The organism is Stenotrophomonas sp. YJH_SMC_46 (assembly GCF_059370315.1).
The window spans coordinates 367,031-386,386 of record NZ_JCAFTO010000004.1 but is presented as its reverse complement, the minus strand read 5'-3'; the positions used below and the strand labels follow the sequence as shown (position 1 = coordinate 386,386).

Genomic DNA, 19,356 nt, shown 5'->3' with positions numbered 1-19,356 from the left:
AAGCTCGGCACCTACCAAGTGCACATGACGGCGTTGCCAGTGTTCAAGGAACAAGCACATCCACGCATGGCGTGGCTCTACTGGGCCTTTTCCACGTACTTGGCGAACACGTCGTCAATCTGCGTGTCCTTCACCTTCTTGCCGGACTGGATCTCTTCGGCCTGGGTGAAAAGCGGGATGATCATCGCCATGCCGTCGATCCTGGTCTTCAGGTGCACGCCCGGCGCCTGGGTCAGGAAACCATCCCAACGCTGGCGCACCTTGGCCCAGTAACCGGCGGTGGCCTTCCAGTAGTTGCGCGCCGGGGTGAAGTCGACCTCGGTGGTCTTCACGTAGTCGTTGAAGCCGAACTCGCGTGCGATCTCCACCTGGCTGCCATCGGCGTTGCGCTGCACCTTGGTGTTGAACTGCTCGTGGGTCCAGCCATTGGGCGTGAGCGTGTGGCGGTTGACCACGGCCAGCGCGTTGTAGTCGCTGCGCTTGGTGTACTCACGGCGCGGCAGCGGGCGCCAGCTCAGATCGCTGGTCCAGCTCGGCACGTTGTTGGCGTAGGTCCAGGTGCCGGTGCCGCAGTAGCGCGGTGCGTCGCTCACTTCGTACACGCACTGGGTCCAGGCGCCCTGGTTCACCGCCGACGGAATACTGCGCACCTTCCAGGTCTGGTCGGCGCTGAACTCGAAACGGTTCGGTGCTTCGTACACCCAGTCCTGGCGCCAGTGCTTGGTGATGTGGCCGCTCTTTTCATCCAGCAGCAGGTGCTGCAGCACGATGCGCTTCGGGGTGTCCTCGACCACGATGACCACTTCGCTGCCGCCGCTGCGCATCGCCGGTGCACGCTCGTAGCCCGGCTTCAGCAGCACGGTCTCGTCGAAGGCGAAGTCCACGGTGTACTCACCCTGCATGGCGAGGATGCTGTCGTGGTCGCGGGCGATATCGGAGGGCTGCGCGCTGGCCACGCCGCTGGCGGCGAGCAGCAGCATGGCGCTGGCTGTCTGGAGCTTCATCGGGGTCTTCCTTCGGGGTTGCAGATTCATTGAGGGGCCATCCGTGGCCAACGGGCGTTCCATCAGGAGAAGGTCACAGGCGGATCAGCGGCAGGTCGCCGGGAATCTGGGGCGCCGGACGCCGGGCGGCGTCGGCACAGCAGCAGTCGTCGATCACCAGCTCGCCTTCAGCACCTTCCAGGCGTGCGATGCGGCGCGCGGTGGCCGCGCCCAGCGAGGACAGGGTCGACAGACTGGCGGCCAGCGTGCGTCCGTCGTCGGCGGCATGCAGGCGCAGCGCGCACAGGCGCCAGCGCTGGCCGCCAAGATGGCCGGCCAGGCGCCGCCACAGGCGTTCGCCAACGCTCGCCTCGCTGTCGTGTTCCGGTCCCGGCGGCAGCGGCGCGACCAGACGGTCCCAGGCCAGGAAATCGCTGTCGGGCAGCAGGTACAGGCGCCACACGCAGCGGCCGCGGCCATCAAGGAAGCACAGGCTTTCGCGCAGGCCCTCGCTGTCCACGCCCTGGCAGGCGTGTACGCGTACGGCCTGGCGCCAGCCGCCCAGCTCGTTGCCGTCGGCGTGGTACAGGCACAACACGGTGCCGAGCGTGGCCAGCTGTGCCGGGGTCGGCCAGGCCGCGCTGTTCGGCGCGGCGATGGAGTCATTCCTGCGTGCGGACAAGGCTCGGCTCATGAGATCACCAGGAAACGGCAAGGCTGGCGGAGAAGGTGCGGCCCGGGCTGCTGAAACGATCGCTCAGTGCGCGATCGGTGATCAGGCTCGGGGTGATCGACGACCATTCGATGTAGCGCTTGTCGGCCAAGTTGAACACACCGACATTGAAGGTGGCACCCGGCGCGAAGTTCCAGTGCGCCATCAGGTCCAGCACGCCGTAGCCGGCCGGCTGGTAGACGAACGGCGCCGGTGCGTTCGGATTGGTCTGCGCCGCAGGCGGCGGCAGGCGCTTCTTGCGCTGCACGAAGGTACCGGCCAGTTCGACGCCCCAGGTATCGGTGTCGTACATCAGGCCCAGCGTGCCACGCAGCGGATCGACCGAGGCCAGCGGTTCGTCATCGGTCCGGTTGTCACCACGCGACCATGCCAACGCACTGCGCAGCGCCAAGCCCTTCAGCGCCGGGCTGAGTTCGCCAAACTCGATGCCGGCCTTCATTTCCGCGCCATAGATGCGCGCGTCGGCGATGTTCTGCGACTGGAACACGGTCAAACCCTGCGCGTTGCGACCGGTATCGACGTTGGACTGGATGAAATCCTTGTAGTCGTTGTAGTAGCCGCTGACGCTGACGTACGCCGCCGGCGCGATGAAGCGCAGGCCCAGTTCGTAACCGTCGCTGGTTTCCGGCTTCAGATCCGGATTGGCGATGGCGGTATAGCGGAAGGCGATGTTGGTCAGGCCGATGTTGACGTCGTTGTACGGCGGCGAACGGAAGCCGCGCGCATAACCGGCGAACAGCGACCATTCGTCGGTAAAGCGCCAGACCATGCCCAGCTTCGGCGACACGCTGGTCTTCTTCAGCTGCGCCACGGCCGTGGTCGGGTTGTCTTCGGCGAAGATGCTGTCCACTTGCGGCTTCAGCTCGTAGCGGTCCACGCGCACGCCCGGCACCAGCGACAGCCTGCCATCGGCAAAGCGCATCTCATCCTGTGCATACAGGCCCAGCTCGGTAGTCTTGCTGATCGGGAAGTCACGCACCGGGAAGGTGTCCGGCAGCACCGTGTTGCTGACCACGCCAGCCTTACTGACCTGATAGCCGTCGCGCTTCTGCCGTATCTCGGTACGGGTGCCTTCGAAACCGTAGGTCAATGCGTGCTCGACGCTGCCGGTGGCGAACGCCTTGTTGAACTGCGCCTGCAGGCCATAGGCATGCTGGTCGAAGGAGAACACGCGGTGGCGACGGGTGCCGTCGGTGCGGGTCTCGTCGGTCTGCTGCCGGGTTTCGCTGTTCTGCGCGTACACCTGCCAATGCAAGCTGTCGGCGAACGGCTGGTCCAGCGCATCCATCTCGTGGGCGAAGGAGACGCGGTTGCGCTTCTGGGTGTCGTGGGACTTCATGCCAGTGGCCGCAGCCATCGCGCCGGGGCGCGGTGCAACGCTGGCGATCGCCGACAGCACATTGGTATCGGTGGTGTCTTCGTTGCCTTCCACGGTCAGGCGGAAGCGCTGGTCCTCGCTGGGTGCATAGACCAGTTTGCTGAGCAGGCTGCGGCCGTCGCGATCCTGCGGATTGGACGCGGTGCGGGTGTCGTTGTCGCTGCGAACCGTGCCCTTGTTGTCCGTTTCCTGGCCCTGGTGGTGGTTGACGTTGACCAGGCCGCTCCAGTGGTCGCCACCGAAGGCGGCCGTGGCACCGCCGAGCAGGCCCTTCCACTCACCGTCGTAGCCGAACTTCAGGCCGAAGTAGCTGTTCTTGCCGTCCTTGAGATAGTCGGCCGGGTCTTTGGTCACGAACGCGACCACGCCACCGAGTGCATCGGAGCCGTACAGCGGGCTGGCCGGTCCACGCACGATCTCGACGCGCTTGAGCGTATCGAGGTCGGTGAAGTTGCGGTTGGAACTGGCGAACGAACCGATGTCGAACCGGGTCGGCATGACGATGCCGTCGGTCTGGATGCGCACGCGGTTGCCGTCCAGGCCACGGATGCGGAAACCATCCAGGCCGAAGCGGGTCGCGCTGCGGGTGACCGACAGGCCCGGCTCGTAGCGCACCAGATCCTTGATGTCCTGCACCAGGTGCCGGTCCATCTGCTCACGGTCGATGACATCCACGGTGGCCGCCACGTCGCTCAGCGCCCGCTCGGTGCGGGTGGCGGTGACCTGCACCCGATCGAATTCGCGCGCATCGGGGGCAGCAGTGGCAGCAGCGTGGGCGGACAGCGGCAGCGCCATCCAGACAGCAAGGCAAAGGGCGGTATGGCGGGTCATCGGGTTCGTTCGGTCAGGCAGGGGAACCCCCGGTTACCGGCGCACCCGGAAGGTGCACGCGGTAGACCGAGGGGGAGAGAGCGGGAGCGGACGGGTCGCCCACCCTGTCGGCGCTGCCGGCAGGAGGGAGGGAGGCGGGCGACCAGACCGCGATTACTTGGTCAGGATCAGCTTGTCGTTGCTGGTGTGCCGCAGGCGATAGAAACGGTCGCCGTGCTGGATCAGGATTTCACGACGGCCCTTGAGCAGGGCTTCGCTGTCGATGACCTCTTCCGGCGGAACGACACGGACCGGACGATCGCGGAGGGTCAGCGTTTCGGGGCGCAGCAGTACAGGTTGAGCATTCATGAGCATCTGGACTCGTGCGAGGGACGAGTTAAATGATAATGATTCTCAGTTGACAATCAACAACCATTCTCAATTTCATTGATGAGATTAATGATCGAATTCGGAAATTCGATAAACACCATCAATCAAAAGATTGAGTGCGACACCTTTGTAGAGTCGAGCCACGCTCGACTGCTCTTGGCGCCGTCGCCATGAAACGCCCGCGCTGCGCGCGGAGTCGAGCATGGCTCGACTCCGCAAAGGGCTGTCAGGCGAAGACGGCTTCGACCTGGGCCCAGCCGGCGGCGTCGACCTGCTCCAGCACGTCCAGTGCCTGCAGGTTCTGCAGCAGCTGGCTGACCCGGCTGGCGCCGAGGATCACGCTGGAGACGTTCGGGTTGCGCAGGCACCAGGCGATGGCCAGCGTGGCCGGGGCCTGGCCCAGCGCGCGTGCCACCTCGCTGAAGCGGCGCACCTGGGCCAGGCGGGCTTCGGCGTCGGCACCCAGCACCAGGTCCTGCAACCACTGCATGCCTTCCCGGCCCAGCCGCGCATCGGCCGGAATGCCCTGGTCGTACTTGCCGGTGAGCAGGCCCGAGGCCAGCGGCGAGAAGATGGTGGTGCCCAGTCCGGCGCCGGCATACAGCGGCGCGTACTCGACCTCGACCCGTTCGCGGTGCAGCAGGTTGTACTGCGGCTGCTCCACCGACGGGCCCTGCAGGTTGCGCGCCTGCGCGATGTCCAGCGCCTGCTGGATCTGCACGGCCGACCACTCCGAGGTCCCCCAGTAGAGGATCTTGCCCTGCCGCACCAGGGTGTCCATGGCATGCACGGTCTCGGCGACCGGTGCGTCCGGATCCGGGCGGTGGCAGTAATAGAGGTCCAGGTAATCCACCCGCAGGCGCTTGAGCGCGGCGTGGCAGGCATCGGTCACATGCTTGCGCGACAGGCCGCGCTGGGTCGGCCGCGGGTCCTTGGCGCTGCCGAAGAACACCTTGCTGGAGACGCAGAAACCGTCGCGCGGCAGGCGCAGGTCGGCGATCACATCGCCCATCACCTGTTCGGCGCGGCCGTTGGCATAGCCCTCGGCATTGTCGAAGAAGTTGACGCCATGATCCCAGGCGGCCGCCACCAGGTTGCGGGCCTCGTCGCGCGGGATCTGGTCACCGAAGGTCACCCAGGCGCCGAAGGACAGGGCGGAAATCGGCAGGCCGGTGGAGCCCAAGCGACGGTATTGCATGCGAATCTCCTGCTGCGGGCCCGCATCCGGGCCGGGATCGAACTCCATTCTACCTGCCGCCGCCGGCCGCAAGCCCTTGCCGTTGCTGGCCCGATCGGTACCGTTGGGTGCGCGCACGCTGCTTTTTCTTGCCCCGGCCCCTGCCCTGCACTAGGCTTCCCGTTTTTCGCGACGCCCCAGGGGAGTCACTCACATGGTCGAAGGTTTGGGCAGGATCGGCTTCGGCCTGTTCGGGTTGGCGGTGCTGATCGGCATCACCTGGTTGTTTTCCAACAACAAGCGTGCAGTTGACTGGAAGCTGGTTGCCACCGGTATCACCCTGCAGATCGCCTTTGCGGCGCTGGTGATCCTGGTGCCGGGCGGGCGCGACGTGTTCGATGCGCTGGGCAAGGGCTTCGTCAAGATCCTCAGCTTCGTCAACGAGGGCTCGGGCTTCATCTTCGGCTCGTTGATGGACACCAAGAACTACGGCTTCATCTTCGCCTTCCAGGTGCTGCCGACCATCATCTTCTTCTCGGCGCTGATGGGGGTGATGTACCACCTCAACGTCATGCAGGCGATCGTGCGCGTGATGGCCTGGTCGATCACCAAGGTGATGCGCGTGTCCGGCGCGGAAACCACCAGCGTCTGCGCCAGCGTCTTCATCGGCCAGACCGAGGCGCCGCTGACCGTTCGCCCGTACATCGCCAGGATGACCCAGTCCGAACTGCTGACCATGATGATCGGCGGCATGGCGCATATCGCCGGCGGCGTGCTTGCGGCCTACGTGGGCATGCTGGGCGGCGGCGATCCGGCGCAGCAGGCTTTCTACGCCAAGCACCTGCTGGCGGCCAGCATCATGGCGGCCCCGGCCACCCTGGTCGTGGCCAAGCTGCTGATTCCGGAAACCGGCACCCCGCTGACCCGCGGCACGGTGAAGATGGAAGTCGAAAAGACCTCCAGCAACATCATCGATGCCGCCGCTGCCGGCGCCGGTGACGGCCTGAAGCTGGCACTGAACATCGGCGCGATGCTGCTGGCCTTCATCGCCCTTATCGCGCTGCTGAACGCGCCGCTGACCTGGGTGGGCGAAGTGACCGGCCTGGCCGCTGCCATCGGCAAGCCGACCAACCTGTCGACCATCTTCGGCTATCTGCTGGCCCCGATCGCCTGGGTGATCGGCACGCCGTGGGCCGACGCCACCACCGTCGGCTCGCTGATCGGCCAGAAGGTCGTGATCAACGAGTTCGTCGCCTACACCGAACTGTCGCAGATCGTGAACGGCCAGATCCCGGGCGTGAGCCTGTCCGCCGAAGGCCGCCTGATTGCCACTTACGCGCTGTGCGGCTTCGCCAACTTCAGCTCGATCGCGATCCAGATCGGCGGTATCGGTGGCCTGGCGCCGGAGCGCCGCCACGACCTGGCCAAGTTCGGCCTGCGCGCGGTGCTGGGCGGTACCATTGCCACCTTCATGACGGCGACCATCGCCGGCGTGCTGACGCACTTCAGTTGAACCCCTGGTTGAGAAAAGATTTCCTATGAGCAGCAGTGTCGTTGTCGTCGGTTCCTTCAATGTCGATCACGTGTGGCGGTGCGAAACGCTGCCGGCACCGGGTGCGACCATTGCCGGCCGCTACAGCACCGGCCCCGGTGGCAAGGGCTTCAACCAGGCCGTGGCGGCCTGCCGCGCTGGTGCGGACACCCACTTCGTGTGTGCGTTGGGCGATGACGCCGGTGGCGCCACTGCGCGCGAACTGGCTGCGCACGATGGCTTCGCGCTGATCGCCGAGGCCAGCAGCGAGCCGACCGGCACCGCCGGCATCTACGTCGATGCCCGTGGCCGCAACACGATCGTGATCGGCCCCGGCGCCAATGCCGCGCTGGGCACCGATTTCCTGCAACAGCAGCAGGCCCTGCTGGCCGGTGCCAAGGTGGTGCTGGTGCAGCTGGAATCGCCGGTGCAGACCATCGAAGCGGCGCTGGCCACGGCCCGCGAGGCCGGTGTCACCACCGTGCTCAACACCGCGCCGGCCGACGCGCCCTCGACCATCGGCCTGCTCAAGCTGGCCGATGTGATCACCCCGAACGAGACCGAGTTCGCCGCCCTGCTCGGCCGCCATGTCGGTGAGCGCGTGGACGCCAACGACGTCGCCGCGCTGGATGGCGCCAGCCTGCACGCGCTGTGCCGCAAGCTGGTCGGCAACGGTACCGTGGTGGTGACGCTGGGTTCGGTGGGCGTGTTCGTCTCGCACGCCGACGAGAACCTGCGCGGCGACACCCAGCCGTACTACCGCGTCGGTGCCGAACAGGTGCAGGCCATCGACACCACCGGTGCCGGTGATGCCTTCAACGGTGCGCTGGCTGCGTCGCTGGCACAGGTGGCCGATGCACCGTTCGCCCGCCACGTGCGCTTTGCCAACCAGTTCGCCGGTCGCTCGACCGAGAAGGAAGGCGCTGCAGCGGCGATGCCGCGCTTCACCCCGGCCGCCGCCGAAGCCAAGTAATTCCACGCCACGCGTGGATGACAAGGCCCGGGTGCACAGGCACCTGGGCCTTTCTTTCGCCCATTGCCCAGCCCCTGCGACCGCCTGTCGCATTGCCCACATCCTGCCCCCTCGCTCACGATCCGCGCAGCTTCCTTGCACGGGCAGGACATGGACGGATTCCCCTGGTTGCTGGTCGCGGCCGCAGGCAGTGCCGCTGCGGCGCTGCTGCATATCGGCTGCATCGCCTTTGGCGCTCCTTGGTACAGGTACTTCGGTGCCGGCCCGCGCATGGTCCGCCTGGCGCATGCGGGGCACTGGTGGCCGCCGCTGATGACCGCCGGCATTACGGCCGTGCTGGTGGCCTGGACGCTGTACGCACTGGCCGCTGCGGGCTGGCATTCGCCGCTGCCGGCCAGTCGTCTGGTCCTGTCGGGCATCGCCCTGCTGTTGCTGCTGCGCGCGGCGATGGGGTTCGGGCTGGCGCTGCTGCGGCCCGGCTACAACGGCCGGCGCTTCTGGGTGGTCAGTTCACTGGTCTGCCTCAGCCTGGGGCTGGCCTTCGCGCTGGGTGCCGGCCAGGCCTGGCAGCGCCTGGGGTAGCCGCCCACCTTCGCCCGCCCTTGGGGGCGGCGGAAGCAACCGTCAAGCATCTGCTGATGCCGGTACGGCATGAGGTCGGTGCCGATCGGCCTGAACCGGGGCGCAGCCGATACGGCCGCGTCGCTGTCGGCGCCCTACAATGGGCGCATGCAGATCGGCCCGTACACCATTGCTCCGAACGTCGTGCTGGCGCCCATGGCCGGCGTCACCGACAAACCCTTCCGCCTGCTGTGCAAACGGCTGGGCGCGGGCCTGGCCGCCTCGGAAATGACCATCAGCGACCCGCGCTTCTGGACCACGCGCAAGTCGATCCACCGCATGGACCATGACGGCGAACCGGCACCGATCAGCGTGCAGATCGCCGGGACCGAGCCGCAGCAGCTGGCCGAGGCCGCGCGCTACAACGTCGACCACGGCGCGCAGATCATCGACATCAACATGGGCTGCCCGGCCAAGAAGGTGTGCAATGCCTGGGCCGGCTCGGCGCTGATGCGCGACGAGCAGTTGGTGGCGCGCATCCTCGAAGCCGTGGTCAACGCGGTGGACGTGCCGGTCACGCTGAAGATCCGCACCGGTTGGGACTGTGACCACCGCAATGGCCCGCTGATCGCGCGCATCGCCGAGGACAGCGGTATCGCTGCACTGGCCGTGCACGGCCGCACCCGCGACCAGCACTACACCGGCCAGGCCGAGTACGCCACCATCGGCGAGATCAAGGCCGCACTGCGCATTCCGGTGATCGCCAACGGCGATATCGATTCGCCGCAGAAGGCGGCCAACGTGCTGAAGGAAACCGGCGTGGACGCGGTGATGATCGGCCGCTCCGCACAGGGCCGGCCGTGGATCTTCCGCGAGGTGGCGCACTACCTGGCCACCGGCGACGAACTGCCACCGCCGTCGTTGGCGGAAGTGCGCGACATCCTGCTCGGCCACCTGCATGCGCTGCATGCGTTCTATGGCGAGCCGCAGGGCGTGCGCATCGCGCGCAAGCACTTGGGCTGGTATGCCAAGGACCGGCCGGAGAACGCCGCCTTCCGCGCCGTGGTCAACCGTGCCGAAGACCCACAGAGCCAGATCGCGCTGACCACCGAGTACTTCGACCGCCTGATCGCCGGGGAACCGGCGCTGCCTTCGGCCGCCTGACCGCCCTGCCGCGTCGCAACGTCGAGCCTGCTCGACCGAATTGAACTCCGAGAGCCCGCCTCCATGACCCCGCCGATCTCCTCTCCCACCTACCTCCACGGGTTTTCCGGCACCGAGCAGCAGCGCCTCATGACCCAGGCCCGGCTGCTGGAATCGAGCATCTTCGGCCAGATCGACTACAGCGGCGCGCGGCGCCTGCTGGAAGTCGGCAGTGGCGTTGGTGCACAGACCGAGATCCTGCTGCGCCGCTTTCCCGAGCTGCACGTGACCGGCGTGGACCTGAGCGAAGCGCAGCTGGCTACCGCACGCGAGAACCTGGCGCGCACGCCGTGGTGCAGCGATCGCTACACACTCCAGCAGGCTGACGCCGGCGAGCTCCCGTTCGAGGCACGCAGCTTTGACTCGGCGTTCCTGTGCTGGGTACTGGAGCACGTGCCGTCACCGGCGCGCGTGCTGAGCGAGGTGCGCCGGGTGCTGGCACCGGGTTCGCCGGTCTACATCACCGAGGTGATGAATGCCTCGTTCCTGCTCGACCCGTATTCGCCGCACATCTGGCGTTACTGGATGGCGTTCAACGATTTCCAGTACGACCACGGGGGCGACCCGTTCGTTGGCGCCAAGCTGGGCAACCTGCTGCTGGCCGGCGGCTTCCGCGACGTGCACACCGAGATCAAGACCATCCACCTGGACAACCGTGAACCGGCGCGCCGCAAGACGATGATCGCGTTCTGGGAGCAGCTGCTGCTGTCGGCGGCCGACCAGCTGCTGCAGGCCGGCTCGGTGGACGAGGAAACCGTGGAAGGCATGCGCCGCGAGTTCCGCCTGGTGCAGAACGACCCGAATGCGGTGTTCTTCTATTCGTTCGTCCAGGGCCGCGCCACGGTGTATTGATCCGGTGTTCTGCTGCCGATCGAGGCCGCAGAGCCACGCCATGCGTGGATCCACTGATCAATGCACGGCGGTGTGGTCGGCCGCGCCCGGCGCCGCCGCCGGCTCCTGCCAGATCCGCTGCCACATCGCCGCCAGGCGGCGACCGGCGTCGGCACGCGCGGCGGGACTGCTGTAGTCCACGCGCACCTGCTCGGGAACGATTGCCCGCCACTGCCCGTCGGCCTGCTCGGCCACGACGAAATTGAAGGTGTAGTCCGGCTCCAGCCCCATGCGCAGGTCGCTCAGCACCAGCCGGCCGTCCACGACCTGCGCACGCATGAAGCCACGGTTGAACCACTGCAGGCGCCGCACTGCCGGAATGCCCCCCGCTTCGCGCAAGGCCTGCACGTTGGACGCATGGCCTTCGAACCGCATCGGCCCGTGGTCGGCCACCAGCGAGCGATCACCCACCACGTAGCCGTTGGGCGTCATCGCCACCACCCGCCACAGCAGGGTGTTGAACGGCATCGGCACCGAGAAGCGCGGCGCATCGCCCAGGCCCATCGCGGACAGGCTCTGCTGCGCGGCACGGTCGACCTGTGCCTTGGCGATCAGGCCCCAGCCCAGGTAGCCACTGCTGATCAGCAGCGCCACGCCCAGCACCTTGCCCACCCAGGACCGGGCGCGACCAAACCAGGCCAGCACGCAGCCCAGCAGCAGCCATACCGTGTAGCCAGGATCGATGATGAAGACACTGGAACCCATGGTCGGATGTGGCCGCAACGGCCACCACAGCTGGGTACCGTAGACGGTGAACGCATCCAACAGCGGATGGGTGACCAGCGCCAGCTGGATCGCCCAGAACCAGCGCAGCGGTGACTGCGCGACGCGGCCATTGCCGAAGCGCTTGAACAGCCACCAGATCAATGCGGCCACCCAGGGCAGCACCAGCAGCGAATGACTGAAACTGCGGTGCTCGATCATGTTCGCCACCGGATCGGCTGCGGTGAAACCGAGCCACAGGGCGTCGAGGTCCGGCAGGGTGCCAAGCGCGGCACCGGCCAGCAGGGCCGCGCGGCGGTGGCCAGGCGGGGCGATGGCAGCAGCGACGGCGCCACCGAGCACGATCTGGGTCAGGGAGTCCATGGGCCGATGCTAGCGGCTTGCGGGCGGTGCATGTAGAGCCGAGCCCATGCTCGGCTGCTCTTCATTGCGTGTAACGGCAGCCGAGCATGGGCTCGGCTCTACAAGGGTACAGACGCGGGCGGGTTACGCCGCCTGCGACATGCGTGCGCCCGGCAGCTCCGCCAGCGTCTGGCCGTTGTGGTCCAGCAGGCGCAGCGCGCCATCATGGTCTTCGGCCAGCGCGGTCAGGCTTTCCACCCAGTCGCCGTCGTTCGCGTAGACCAGGCCATCGCGTTCAGTCAACGCAGCTCGGTGGATGTGGCCACAGACGATGCCATCCAGCCCGCGACGGCGGACATCGTCCAGCCCGGCCTGCACGAAGCGCTCGATGTAGCGTTCGGCGGCGCCGCTGCGCTTCTTCAGGAATTCAGACAATGACCAGTAGCGCATGCCCAGCAGCCGCCGCACCGCGTTCAGCGCCTGGTTGCCGGTCAGGATGCGGTAGTACAGCCAATCGCCGAATTTCTCCTGCAGGCCACCGAAGTGGGTCACGCCGTCGTACTCGTCCCCATGCGCGACCAGCAGCCGGCGGCCATGGGCGGTCACGTGGATGGCGCGGCGGCGCACCTGCATCGCCGGCAGCATCAGCCCACAGACCTGGCGCAGCGAGGCATCGTGGTTGCCGGGGATGTAGATGATCTCGGTACCCGCGCGGCGCAATGCATGCAGGGCCTGGATGACTTCGCTGTGTGACTGCCGCCAATTGGCCCGGCGATGCGCCATCCACCACAGGTCGATGATGTCGCCGACCAGGTACAACCGTTCGCAACGCAGCTGCAAGAGGAACCGTGCCAGCTCGGTGGCATGGCAATGACGTGAACCCAGATGCACATCGGAGACGAACACTGCGCGCCGGTGCGGCGACAGGTTCGCCAGCGCGCTCATGCCGGCGTCCCCGCGTCGCGCAGGTAGCGTTTGCGCTTGTTCGGCCGGATCGCACACAGGTCCACTTCGATCAGGCCGTCGATCGAATCGCTGAAGTCCGGGTCGACACCGAAGGCGAGGAAGCGGGCACCACCGGGTTCACACAGATCGGTGTACTGGCGGTACAGCGTGGGTACGCCGGTACCGAGCGCAGCCAGGTTGGCCTTGAGCACCTCGAACGCGGCGCCTGCATCCAGCTCACCGAAACTGGGCGGTGCGGCGAAGTACTGGAACGGGCGGTTCGATTCGGCCAGGCCAGCGGTACCGCTGTAATAGCGCTGGTAGTACGCCACCAGCTGCTCGCGCGCTTCACGCGGTAGCGCCGCGCTGATCGACACGGCGCCGAACAGGTAGCGGATGCCCGGCCGGCACTGCAGGTAGGCGCCGATGCCCTGCCACAGATAGTCCAGGCTGCGGCTGCCCCAGTAGTCGGGCACCACGAAGCTGCGGCCCAGTTCCAGGCCCTCGGCGATGTGGGTGATGGCATCGTCGGAATAGCGGAACAGCGACGCGCTGTAGAGCCCGGACAGGCCGTGCCGGGCCAGTGCGTGGGCGCCGCGCATGATCCGGTACGCGCCGGCGATGCGCTGCGCGGCGGCGTCCCAGATCACGATGTGCTCGTACTGCGGGTCGTAGTTGTCGAGGTCACGGCTGCGCCCGGTGCCCTCGCCCACCTGGCGGAAGGTCAGTTCGCGCAGGCGGCCCAGCTCCAGCAGCAGCGGCGAATCGGCAGTACAGGTGGCCAGCAGAATCTGCTTGCCATCGGCGGTCTGGCCCAGCTGGGTCGCTGCGGCAATCCCTGCAGCGACCTGCGAAGGGGGCACCGGGGCGGCCAGCGGCTCAGGGCCTGCGCAGGCAGCGGCATTGCCGGCCGCGCCATTGCGGCCCAGCGCATACAGCGCGCGGCGTACCGCCAGCAGCTGTGCGCCCGGGTCACCGCCATCGCCCAGCCGCATCGGCTCGCCGATGCTCAGCCGCAGCGGGCGGCCACGACGGGTGAACATCTCGCGTGCCAGCAGCGCGGTGCCGGCCGGCTTGAACAGGGTTGATGCGCCGTAGAACAGCGCTGAGTTGCGCGCTTCCACCCGCACTGGCAGCACCGGCGCCCCGGCGGCGCGGGCAAAGCGCACGAACCCGCGCTGCCAGCGACCATCGCGGATGCCTCGCAGCGAGAGGCGCGAGACCTCGCCGGCCGGGAACACGATCACGCACTGCTCGGCGGCCAGCGCCTCCTCCACCGCGTGCAGACTGCCGCGCTGGGCCTTGCCGCCAAGGATGCGCACCGGCAACAGCAGATCCTGCAGTGGCGCGATAGCCCCCAACAGATCGTTCGCCACGATCCGCACGTCACGGCGGATGCGGCCGACCGCGTCCAGCAGCGCCAGCGCGTCCAGCGCCCCGGACGGATGATTGGCAACAATCAGCAGGCGGCCGGTGGCCGGGATCTTCGCCAGCGCGGCCGGATCCACCTGGTACTGGCCATCGACGAATTCCAGGGCGGCGGCGACGAAGCCGAATCCGCGCAACCCTGCACTGCGCTTCAGGAAGGCCTCGATCTGGTCCAACCGCGACCAGCGACCGACGCTGCGCAGCAGCGGCCGTGCCAGCTGGCCACGACGGCCATGGAACCAATCGGGGAAGCGTTGCTGGAGACGCTGTTCGAGTTCCTGCATGGCGGATCCACTCATGCCCGGCGGCCGGATTGGCCGACAGCCTGCGCCCGGCAGGCGGCAGCCAGATGGCGGTTTCGGGGCAGAACGATGACGGCCGGCCCGGCAGGGTCGCGGCCTGCGTGGTCCGGGGTTGGACAGCCCCGTCCGTCGTCACGCTGGTGGAACACTGGGCCTCGAGGCCGGGCCCCAATCCCGTCACGACGGCCCTTGCCAGGCCTACGCGGGCTTAACCACCGGCAACCGGTACCGGTTCACAATGCACAGGCGGCGCACCCCGTGTATCATGCGCGCCCATCTTTCCATCCGAATCAAGGGATATTACGCCTGATGTCCAGCTATCTCTTCACCTCCGAGTCGGTCTCTGAAGGCCATCCGGACAAGGTTGCCGACCAGATCTCCGATGCGGTGCTGGACGCGATCCTGACCCAGGACCAGCGTGCCCGCGTGGCCTGCGAGACCATGGTCAAGACCGGCGTTGCCATCGTGGCCGGTGAAATCACCACCAGCGCCTGGATCGACCTGGAAGCGCTGACCCGCAAGGTCATCACGGACATCGGCTACGACAGCTCCGACGTCGGCTTCGACGGCGCCACCTGCGGCGTGCTGAACCTGATCGGCAAGCAGTCGCCGCACATCGCCCAGGGCGTGGACCGCAAGAAGCCGGAAGAAATGGGCGCTGGCGACCAGGGCCTGATGTTCGGCTATGCCACCAACGAGACCGACAGCTACATGCCGGCCGCGATCCACCTGTCGCACCGCCTGGTCGAGCAGCAGGCCAAGATCCGCAAGAAGAAGAACTCGCCGCTGTCGTGGCTGCGCCCGGACGCCAAGAGCCAGGTCACCCTGCGCTATGAAAACGGCGTGGTCTCGGCCATCGACGCCGTGGTCCTGTCGACCCAGCACGCCCCGGGCATCAAGCAGAAGGACCTCATCGAGGCCGTCCGCGAAGAAATCATCAAGCCGGTGCTGCCGGCCAAGTGGCTGCACAAGGGTACCAAGTTCCACATCAACCCGACCGGCAAGTTCGAGATCGGCGGCCCGGTGGGCGACTGTGGCCTGACCGGCCGCAAGATCATCGTCGACACCTACGGCGGCTGGGCCCGTCACGGTGGTGGCGCGTTCTCCGGCAAGGACCCGTCCAAGGTCGACCGTTCGGCTGCCTACGCGGCCCGCTACGTCGCCAAGAACGTGGTTGCTGCCGGCCTGGCCGACCGCTGCGAAGTGCAGGTCTCCTACGCCATCGGCGTGGCCGAGCCGACCTCGATCTCGGTCACCACCTTCGGCACCGGCAAGATCAGCGATGACAAGATCGAGAAGCTGATCCGCAAGCACTTCGACCTGCGCCCGTACGGCATCATCAAGATGCTGGACCTGATCCACCCGATGTACCAGCAGACTGCGGCCTACGGCCACTTCGGCCGCAAGCCGAAGGAGTTCAGCTACCTCAACGGCGAAGGCGAGACCGTCAACGCCACGGCCTTCTCCTGGGAGAAGACCGACCGCGCCGCCGCCCTGCGCGCCGATGCGAAGCTGAAGTAAGAAACACGAAGGGCCGCTCACGCGGCCCTTCTGCGTTCTGTAGAGCCGAGCCCATGCTCGGCTTTCTTTTTCTTGCGACAAGAGCAGCCGAGCATGGGCTCGGCTCTACAAGAGCTACGCCACGCCGATACAATCGGCCCATGTCGACCGAACTGAAAACCCACCAGCTGTCCATGACCGTGCTGATGTCGCCGGACATGGCCAATTTCTCCGGCAAGGTCCACGGTGGCGCCATCCTGCGCCTGCTTGATCAGGTGGCCTACGCCTGTGCCAGCCGCTACGCCGGCAGCTATGTGGTCACCCTGTCGGTGGACCAGGTGATGTTCCGCCAGCCCATCGCGGTGGGCGAGCTGGTCACCTTCCTGGCCTCGGTGAACCATACCGGCACCTCGTCGATGGAGATCGGCATCAAGGTGGTGGCCGAAGACATCCTCAAGCGCAGCGTGCGCCACGCCAACAGCTGTTTCTTCACGATGGTGGCCGTGGATGAGGAAGGCCGGCCGACGCCGGTGCCAACATTGCAGCCGGTCACCTCGGACGAGAAGCGCCGCCAGGCCGCAGCGCTGATCCGCCGCCAACTGCGCCAGGAAATGGAACAGCGCCACCTGGAACTGCTGGCATCGAATCCTCCGTCGCCGGAGGAGTGAGGGCGTGCGGGGCACGCCCCGCACCCACCGAGGCAGGTAGCGCCGGGCCATGCCCGGCGGATACGCATCAACCCGTGTTCTGCACCCCCTGCGAAACGCCGTTCACGCACGCCACCAGCGCGCGCAGCAGCTCGTCATCCTCGCGCCCGCTGGCCCGCCAGCGCTGCAGCAGATCCACCTGCAGCACGCTGATCGGATCGACGTAGGGATTGCGCAGGCGGATCGACAGCGCCAGCCGCGCATCATGGTCCAGCAGCGTCTTCTGGTCCATCAGCGCCAGCAGCCAGTGCCGGGTAAGTTCCAGTTCGCGCTGTACCTGCGGGAAGAAGCGCCCGTGCAGGTCGCCTGACAACAGCGAGAACTGCTCGGCGATGGTGATATCACCCTTGGACAGCACCATCGCGATGTCGTCCAGGAAGGTGCGGAAGAACGGCCAGTCACGCGCCATTTCGCGCAGGGTCTCTTCATGGCCAGCGTCCACCGCCGCCTGCAGGCCGCTGCCCACGCCGTACCAGCCGGGAATGACGGCACGCGCCTGGCTCCAGGCAAACACCCAGGGAATCGCACGCAGGTTGCCCAGTGCCGCATCCTGGCCGAGACGGCGCGAAGGACGCGAGCCCAGCGTCATCCGCTCGATCACGTCGATGGGTGTGGCGGTACGGAAGTAGTCCATGAAGCCGGCCTGGCCAACGAAGGCGCGATACACCTCGCTGCTGGCCGATGACACCGCGTCCATCACCGGCCGCCACGCATCCTCGCGCGGCTCGGCGGCACGCGGGCGCAGGCTGGCGCGCAGCACCGCACCGGTGGCCTGTTCCAGCGAGCGCAGGGCCAGCGCGCGGATGCCATATTTGCGATGGATCACTTCGCCCTGCTCGGTCACCCGCAGGCGGCCATCGATGCTGCCGCGCGGTGAAGCATCCACGGCGTGCGTGGTCTTCCCACCGCCACGGCTGATCGAGCCGCCACGGCCATGGAAGAAGGTCAGGCGGATGCCCGCCTCGGCCGCCACCTCCAGCAGTTCCACCTGCGCGCGCTGCAGGCCCCAGCGCGAGGCGGCGATGCCACCGTCCTTGCTGCTGTCCGAGTAGCCGAGCATCACCATCTGCACGTCGCCGCGCGCGCGCAGATGGGTGCGGTACACCGGGTCGTCCAGCAGGTCGCGCAGCGTGGCGGTGCCGCGCTTGAGGTCATCCACGGTTTCAAACAGCGGCGCGATGTCCAGCGGCACCGTGTCATCGGCGTCGACCAGGCCACCACGCCGCGCCAGCGCCAGTACCGCCAGCACGTCGCTGCGGTCGTGCGCCATCGAAATGATGTAACTGCCCAGTGCATCGCCGCCATGGCGTGCGCGTGCATCAGCCAGCGCGGCAAACACCGCATCCAGCCGCTGGTTGCCTTCGTCGTCGCCCTTCGGCAACGGCGTGTCACCACTCGCATGCGGCGCCAGCAGGCGCGCACGCCCCACGGCATCGAGATCGTCCCACGCTACGTCACTGCCCAGCACCGTGGCCAGCGCACGCGCATGCACGCTCGATTCCTGGCGCACATCCAGCCTCGCCAGATGGAAGCCGAACGTCTTCACCCGCCACAGCAGACGCTGCACGGCAAAGCCGCCGGCCTGTTCGCCGCGATTGGCGCGCAGGCTGTCGAGGATCAGCTGCAGATCGTCGATCAGTTCGGCGGGGCCGGCGTAGGCGCCGCTGTCATCATCCAGCGTGGCCTGCAGGCGTGCGCGCATGCGGTCGTTGAGCAGGCGGTACGGCATGTCGGCATGGCGCGGGCGCGACTGCACCTGCGGCAGCAGCTGCTGGTACTGCGCCACGCGTGCCTGCAACGCATCACTCACGCCCACTCGCTCGGTAGACTGGCTGAGCAGGCTGGCCAGCTGCAGCAGTTCCTTCTGGTAGCGCCCCAGCACTGCCTGCCGCTGTGCATCCAGCGTGTTGCGGATGGTGGTGGCATCCACGTTCGGGTTGCCGTCCATGTCGCCGCCCACCCAGGTGCCGAAGCGCAGCAGGCGCGGCAGCGGCAGTTCTTCGCCGAAGGTATCGCGCAGCGCCTGCTGCAGCGATTCGTACAGCACCGGGATCACCCGGTACAGCACCTGTACCAGATAAAAGCCGACGTGCTCGCGCTCGTCATCCACGGTGGGCCGCACCGGCGAGGAATCGGTGGTCTGCCACGAAGCGGTCAGCGCCATGCGGAAGCGCGCGGCATCGGCGGCCGCTTCCCCCGGCGTGCGCTGGCCATCAAGGTTGTCGACCAGGCTGGCCACCATCAGCTGCTCTTTCTCCAGCAGCGCGCGGCGCACCGCTTCGGTCGGGTGCGCGGTAAACACCGGTTCGATGTCGATGCGCGGCAGCCATTGCGCCAGCTCGTCCAGCGTCACGCCCTGCGCCTTCAGGTGCTGCAGCGCATCCTGCAGGCCATCGGGCTGCGCCCCTGCGGTACCGGCACGCTGGTAGTCACGGCGGCGGCGGATGCGATGCACGCGCTCGGCGATGTTGACCACCTGGAAATAGGTGCTGAACGCCCGCACCATGGTCTCGGCCTGCTGCGGCGTGCGCCCGGCCAGCCCTTCGGCCAGCTCGGACAACGCCGCCTGGTTCTCGCGACGGGCGATGGCGCGGGTGCGCACGTCCTCGACATCGTCGAGAAACGCGGCGGAGACCTGTTCAACCAGCAGGTCGCCGACCAGCGCGCCGAGCCGGCGCACGTCATCGCGAAGCGGAAGATCGGGAGAAGCAAACTCGATGCTGCTGCGGTACTCGTTCATCGGCGACGCACAGGCCTCGGTCAACGGATCCAGACCCCA

16 protein-coding genes are annotated in these 19,356 nt (G+C 67.2%); 7 read left to right on the top strand and 9 right to left on the bottom strand.

What is annotated here, in order from left to right:
• Positions 1 to 77 precede the first annotated feature (77 nt).
• The 5 genes from AC5P8C_RS15335 to AC5P8C_RS15315 form a co-directional block, all read right to left on the bottom strand.
• Positions 78 to 1,004: a DUF6607 family protein gene (locus tag AC5P8C_RS15335; RefSeq protein ID WP_019661102.1), complete on the bottom strand. Its 927-nt coding sequence runs from the start codon at positions 1,002 to 1,004 to the stop codon at positions 78 to 80.
• Between the two features lie 73 nt (positions 1,005 to 1,077).
• Positions 1,078 to 1,677, bottom strand: coding sequence for a ChuX/HutX family heme-like substrate-binding protein (locus AC5P8C_RS15330; RefSeq protein ID WP_019661101.1), 600 nt, complete (start codon positions 1,675 to 1,677; stop codon positions 1,078 to 1,080).
• 4 nt (positions 1,678 to 1,681) lie between these two features.
• The gene (locus AC5P8C_RS15325) at positions 1,682 to 3,925 is read right to left on the bottom strand and encodes a TonB-dependent hemoglobin/transferrin/lactoferrin family receptor (protein ID WP_495219039.1); all 2,244 of its coding nucleotides are present in this window, start codon (positions 3,923 to 3,925) and stop codon (positions 1,682 to 1,684) included.
• A 153-nt stretch (positions 3,926 to 4,078) separates the two neighbouring features.
• Entirely contained in the window at positions 4,079 to 4,273 is a 195-nt protein-coding gene (gene hemP / locus AC5P8C_RS15320; protein ID WP_005412278.1) for a hemin uptake protein HemP, read from the bottom strand.
• A 247-nt stretch (positions 4,274 to 4,520) separates the two neighbouring features.
• The gene (locus AC5P8C_RS15315) at positions 4,521 to 5,492 is read right to left on the bottom strand and encodes an aldo/keto reductase (protein ID WP_495219038.1); all 972 of its coding nucleotides are present in this window, start codon (positions 5,490 to 5,492) and stop codon (positions 4,521 to 4,523) included.
• Between the two features lie 193 nt (positions 5,493 to 5,685).
• On the opposite strand from AC5P8C_RS15315, the gene AC5P8C_RS15310 reads away from it, so the two are divergent.
• From AC5P8C_RS15310 to AC5P8C_RS15290, 5 genes are all read left to right on the top strand, one after another.
• Positions 5,686 to 6,984, top strand: coding sequence for a NupC/NupG family nucleoside CNT transporter (locus tag AC5P8C_RS15310; protein ID WP_019661098.1), 1,299 nt, complete (start codon positions 5,686 to 5,688; stop codon positions 6,982 to 6,984).
• 25 nt (positions 6,985 to 7,009) lie between these two features.
• Entirely contained in the window at positions 7,010 to 7,975 is a 966-nt protein-coding gene (locus AC5P8C_RS15305) for a ribokinase (protein WP_495219037.1), read from the top strand.
• Between the two features lie 150 nt (positions 7,976 to 8,125).
• Entirely contained in the window at positions 8,126 to 8,557 is a 432-nt protein-coding gene (locus tag AC5P8C_RS15300; RefSeq protein ID WP_019661096.1) for a hypothetical protein, read from the top strand.
• Positions 8,558 to 8,704: 147 nt separating this feature from the next.
• Complete coding sequence (gene dusB / locus AC5P8C_RS15295; RefSeq protein ID WP_026347142.1) at positions 8,705 to 9,700, top strand: tRNA dihydrouridine synthase DusB; 996 nt, start codon at positions 8,705 to 8,707, stop codon at positions 9,698 to 9,700.
• Between the two features lie 63 nt (positions 9,701 to 9,763).
• Positions 9,764 to 10,591: a class I SAM-dependent methyltransferase gene (locus AC5P8C_RS15290; RefSeq protein ID WP_019661094.1), complete on the top strand. Its 828-nt coding sequence runs from the start codon at positions 9,764 to 9,766 to the stop codon at positions 10,589 to 10,591.
• A gap of 57 nt (positions 10,592 to 10,648) precedes the next feature.
• On the opposite strand, the gene AC5P8C_RS15285 is transcribed toward AC5P8C_RS15290, so the two are convergent.
• The 3 genes from AC5P8C_RS15285 to olsF form a co-directional block, all read right to left on the bottom strand.
• Positions 10,649 to 11,716: a metal-dependent hydrolase gene (locus AC5P8C_RS15285; protein ID WP_019661093.1), complete on the bottom strand. Its 1,068-nt coding sequence runs from the start codon at positions 11,714 to 11,716 to the stop codon at positions 10,649 to 10,651.
• Between the two features lie 123 nt (positions 11,717 to 11,839).
• Positions 11,840 to 12,640 carry a UDP-2,3-diacylglucosamine diphosphatase gene (locus AC5P8C_RS15280; protein ID WP_019661092.1) on the bottom strand — a complete coding sequence of 267 codons (801 nt, stop codon included), beginning with the start codon at positions 12,638 to 12,640 and terminating at the stop codon, positions 11,840 to 11,842.
• Positions 12,637 to 14,352 (bottom strand): bifunctional ornithine lipid synthase OlsF, encoded by a 1,716-nt coding sequence (olsF, locus tag AC5P8C_RS15275; protein WP_019661091.1) that lies wholly within the window; start codon positions 14,350 to 14,352, stop codon positions 12,637 to 12,639. The genes AC5P8C_RS15280 and olsF overlap by 4 nt, the downstream gene beginning before the upstream one ends.
• A gap of 327 nt (positions 14,353 to 14,679) precedes the next feature.
• On the opposite strand from olsF, the gene metK reads away from it, so the two are divergent.
• Together metK and AC5P8C_RS15265 are read left to right on the top strand one after the other, a co-directional pair.
• Positions 14,680 to 15,891, top strand: a complete 1,212-nt coding sequence (metK, locus tag AC5P8C_RS15270) for a methionine adenosyltransferase (protein WP_005408103.1) — start codon at positions 14,680 to 14,682, stop codon at positions 15,889 to 15,891.
• Between the two features lie 140 nt (positions 15,892 to 16,031).
• Positions 16,032 to 16,538, top strand: coding sequence for an acyl-CoA thioesterase (locus AC5P8C_RS15265; protein ID WP_019661090.1), 507 nt, complete (start codon positions 16,032 to 16,034; stop codon positions 16,536 to 16,538).
• Positions 16,539 to 16,605: 67 nt separating this feature from the next.
• On the opposite strand, the gene ppc is transcribed toward AC5P8C_RS15265, so the two are convergent.
• On the bottom strand, positions 16,606 to 19,317 hold the full coding sequence (gene ppc, locus AC5P8C_RS15260) for a phosphoenolpyruvate carboxylase (protein ID WP_495219067.1): 2,712 nt from the start codon (positions 19,315 to 19,317) through the stop codon (positions 16,606 to 16,608).
• Positions 19,318 to 19,356 lie beyond the last annotated feature (39 nt).

What these genes read in the sequence shown, in the direction of transcription:
- AC5P8C_RS15335 (WP_019661102.1), bottom strand. Translation starts at nt 1,004, where the DNA reads ATGAAGCTCCAGACAGCCAGCGCCATGCTGCTGCTCGCCGCCAGCGGC.
- AC5P8C_RS15330 (WP_019661101.1), bottom strand. Translation starts at nt 1,677, where the DNA reads ATGAGCCGAGCCTTGTCCGCACGCAGGAATGACTCCATCGCCGCGCCG.
- AC5P8C_RS15325 (WP_495219039.1), bottom strand. Translation starts at nt 3,925, where the DNA reads ATGACCCGCCATACCGCCCTTTGCCTTGCTGTCTGGATGGCGCTGCCG.
- hemP (WP_005412278.1), bottom strand. Translation starts at nt 4,273, where the DNA reads ATGAATGCTCAACCTGTACTGCTGCGCCCCGAAACGCTGACCCTCCGC.
- AC5P8C_RS15315 (WP_495219038.1), bottom strand. Translation starts at nt 5,492, where the DNA reads ATGCAATACCGTCGCTTGGGCTCCACCGGCCTGCCGATTTCCGCCCTG.
- AC5P8C_RS15310 (WP_019661098.1), top strand. Translation starts at nt 5,686, where the DNA reads ATGGTCGAAGGTTTGGGCAGGATCGGCTTCGGCCTGTTCGGGTTGGCG.
- AC5P8C_RS15305 (WP_495219037.1), top strand. Translation starts at nt 7,010, where the DNA reads ATGAGCAGCAGTGTCGTTGTCGTCGGTTCCTTCAATGTCGATCACGTG.
- AC5P8C_RS15300 (WP_019661096.1), top strand. Translation starts at nt 8,126, where the DNA reads ATGGACGGATTCCCCTGGTTGCTGGTCGCGGCCGCAGGCAGTGCCGCT.
- dusB (WP_026347142.1), top strand. Translation starts at nt 8,705, where the DNA reads ATGCAGATCGGCCCGTACACCATTGCTCCGAACGTCGTGCTGGCGCCC.
- AC5P8C_RS15290 (WP_019661094.1), top strand. Translation starts at nt 9,764, where the DNA reads ATGACCCCGCCGATCTCCTCTCCCACCTACCTCCACGGGTTTTCCGGC.
- AC5P8C_RS15285 (WP_019661093.1), bottom strand. Translation starts at nt 11,716, where the DNA reads ATGGACTCCCTGACCCAGATCGTGCTCGGTGGCGCCGTCGCTGCTGCC.
- AC5P8C_RS15280 (WP_019661092.1), bottom strand. Translation starts at nt 12,640, where the DNA reads ATGAGCGCGCTGGCGAACCTGTCGCCGCACCGGCGCGCAGTGTTCGTC.
- olsF (WP_019661091.1), bottom strand. Translation starts at nt 14,352, where the DNA reads ATGCAGGAACTCGAACAGCGTCTCCAGCAACGCTTCCCCGATTGGTTC.
- metK (WP_005408103.1), top strand. Translation starts at nt 14,680, where the DNA reads ATGTCCAGCTATCTCTTCACCTCCGAGTCGGTCTCTGAAGGCCATCCG.
- AC5P8C_RS15265 (WP_019661090.1), top strand. Translation starts at nt 16,032, where the DNA reads ATGTCGACCGAACTGAAAACCCACCAGCTGTCCATGACCGTGCTGATG.
- ppc (WP_495219067.1), bottom strand. Translation starts at nt 19,317, where the DNA reads ATGAACGAGTACCGCAGCAGCATCGAGTTTGCTTCTCCCGATCTTCCG.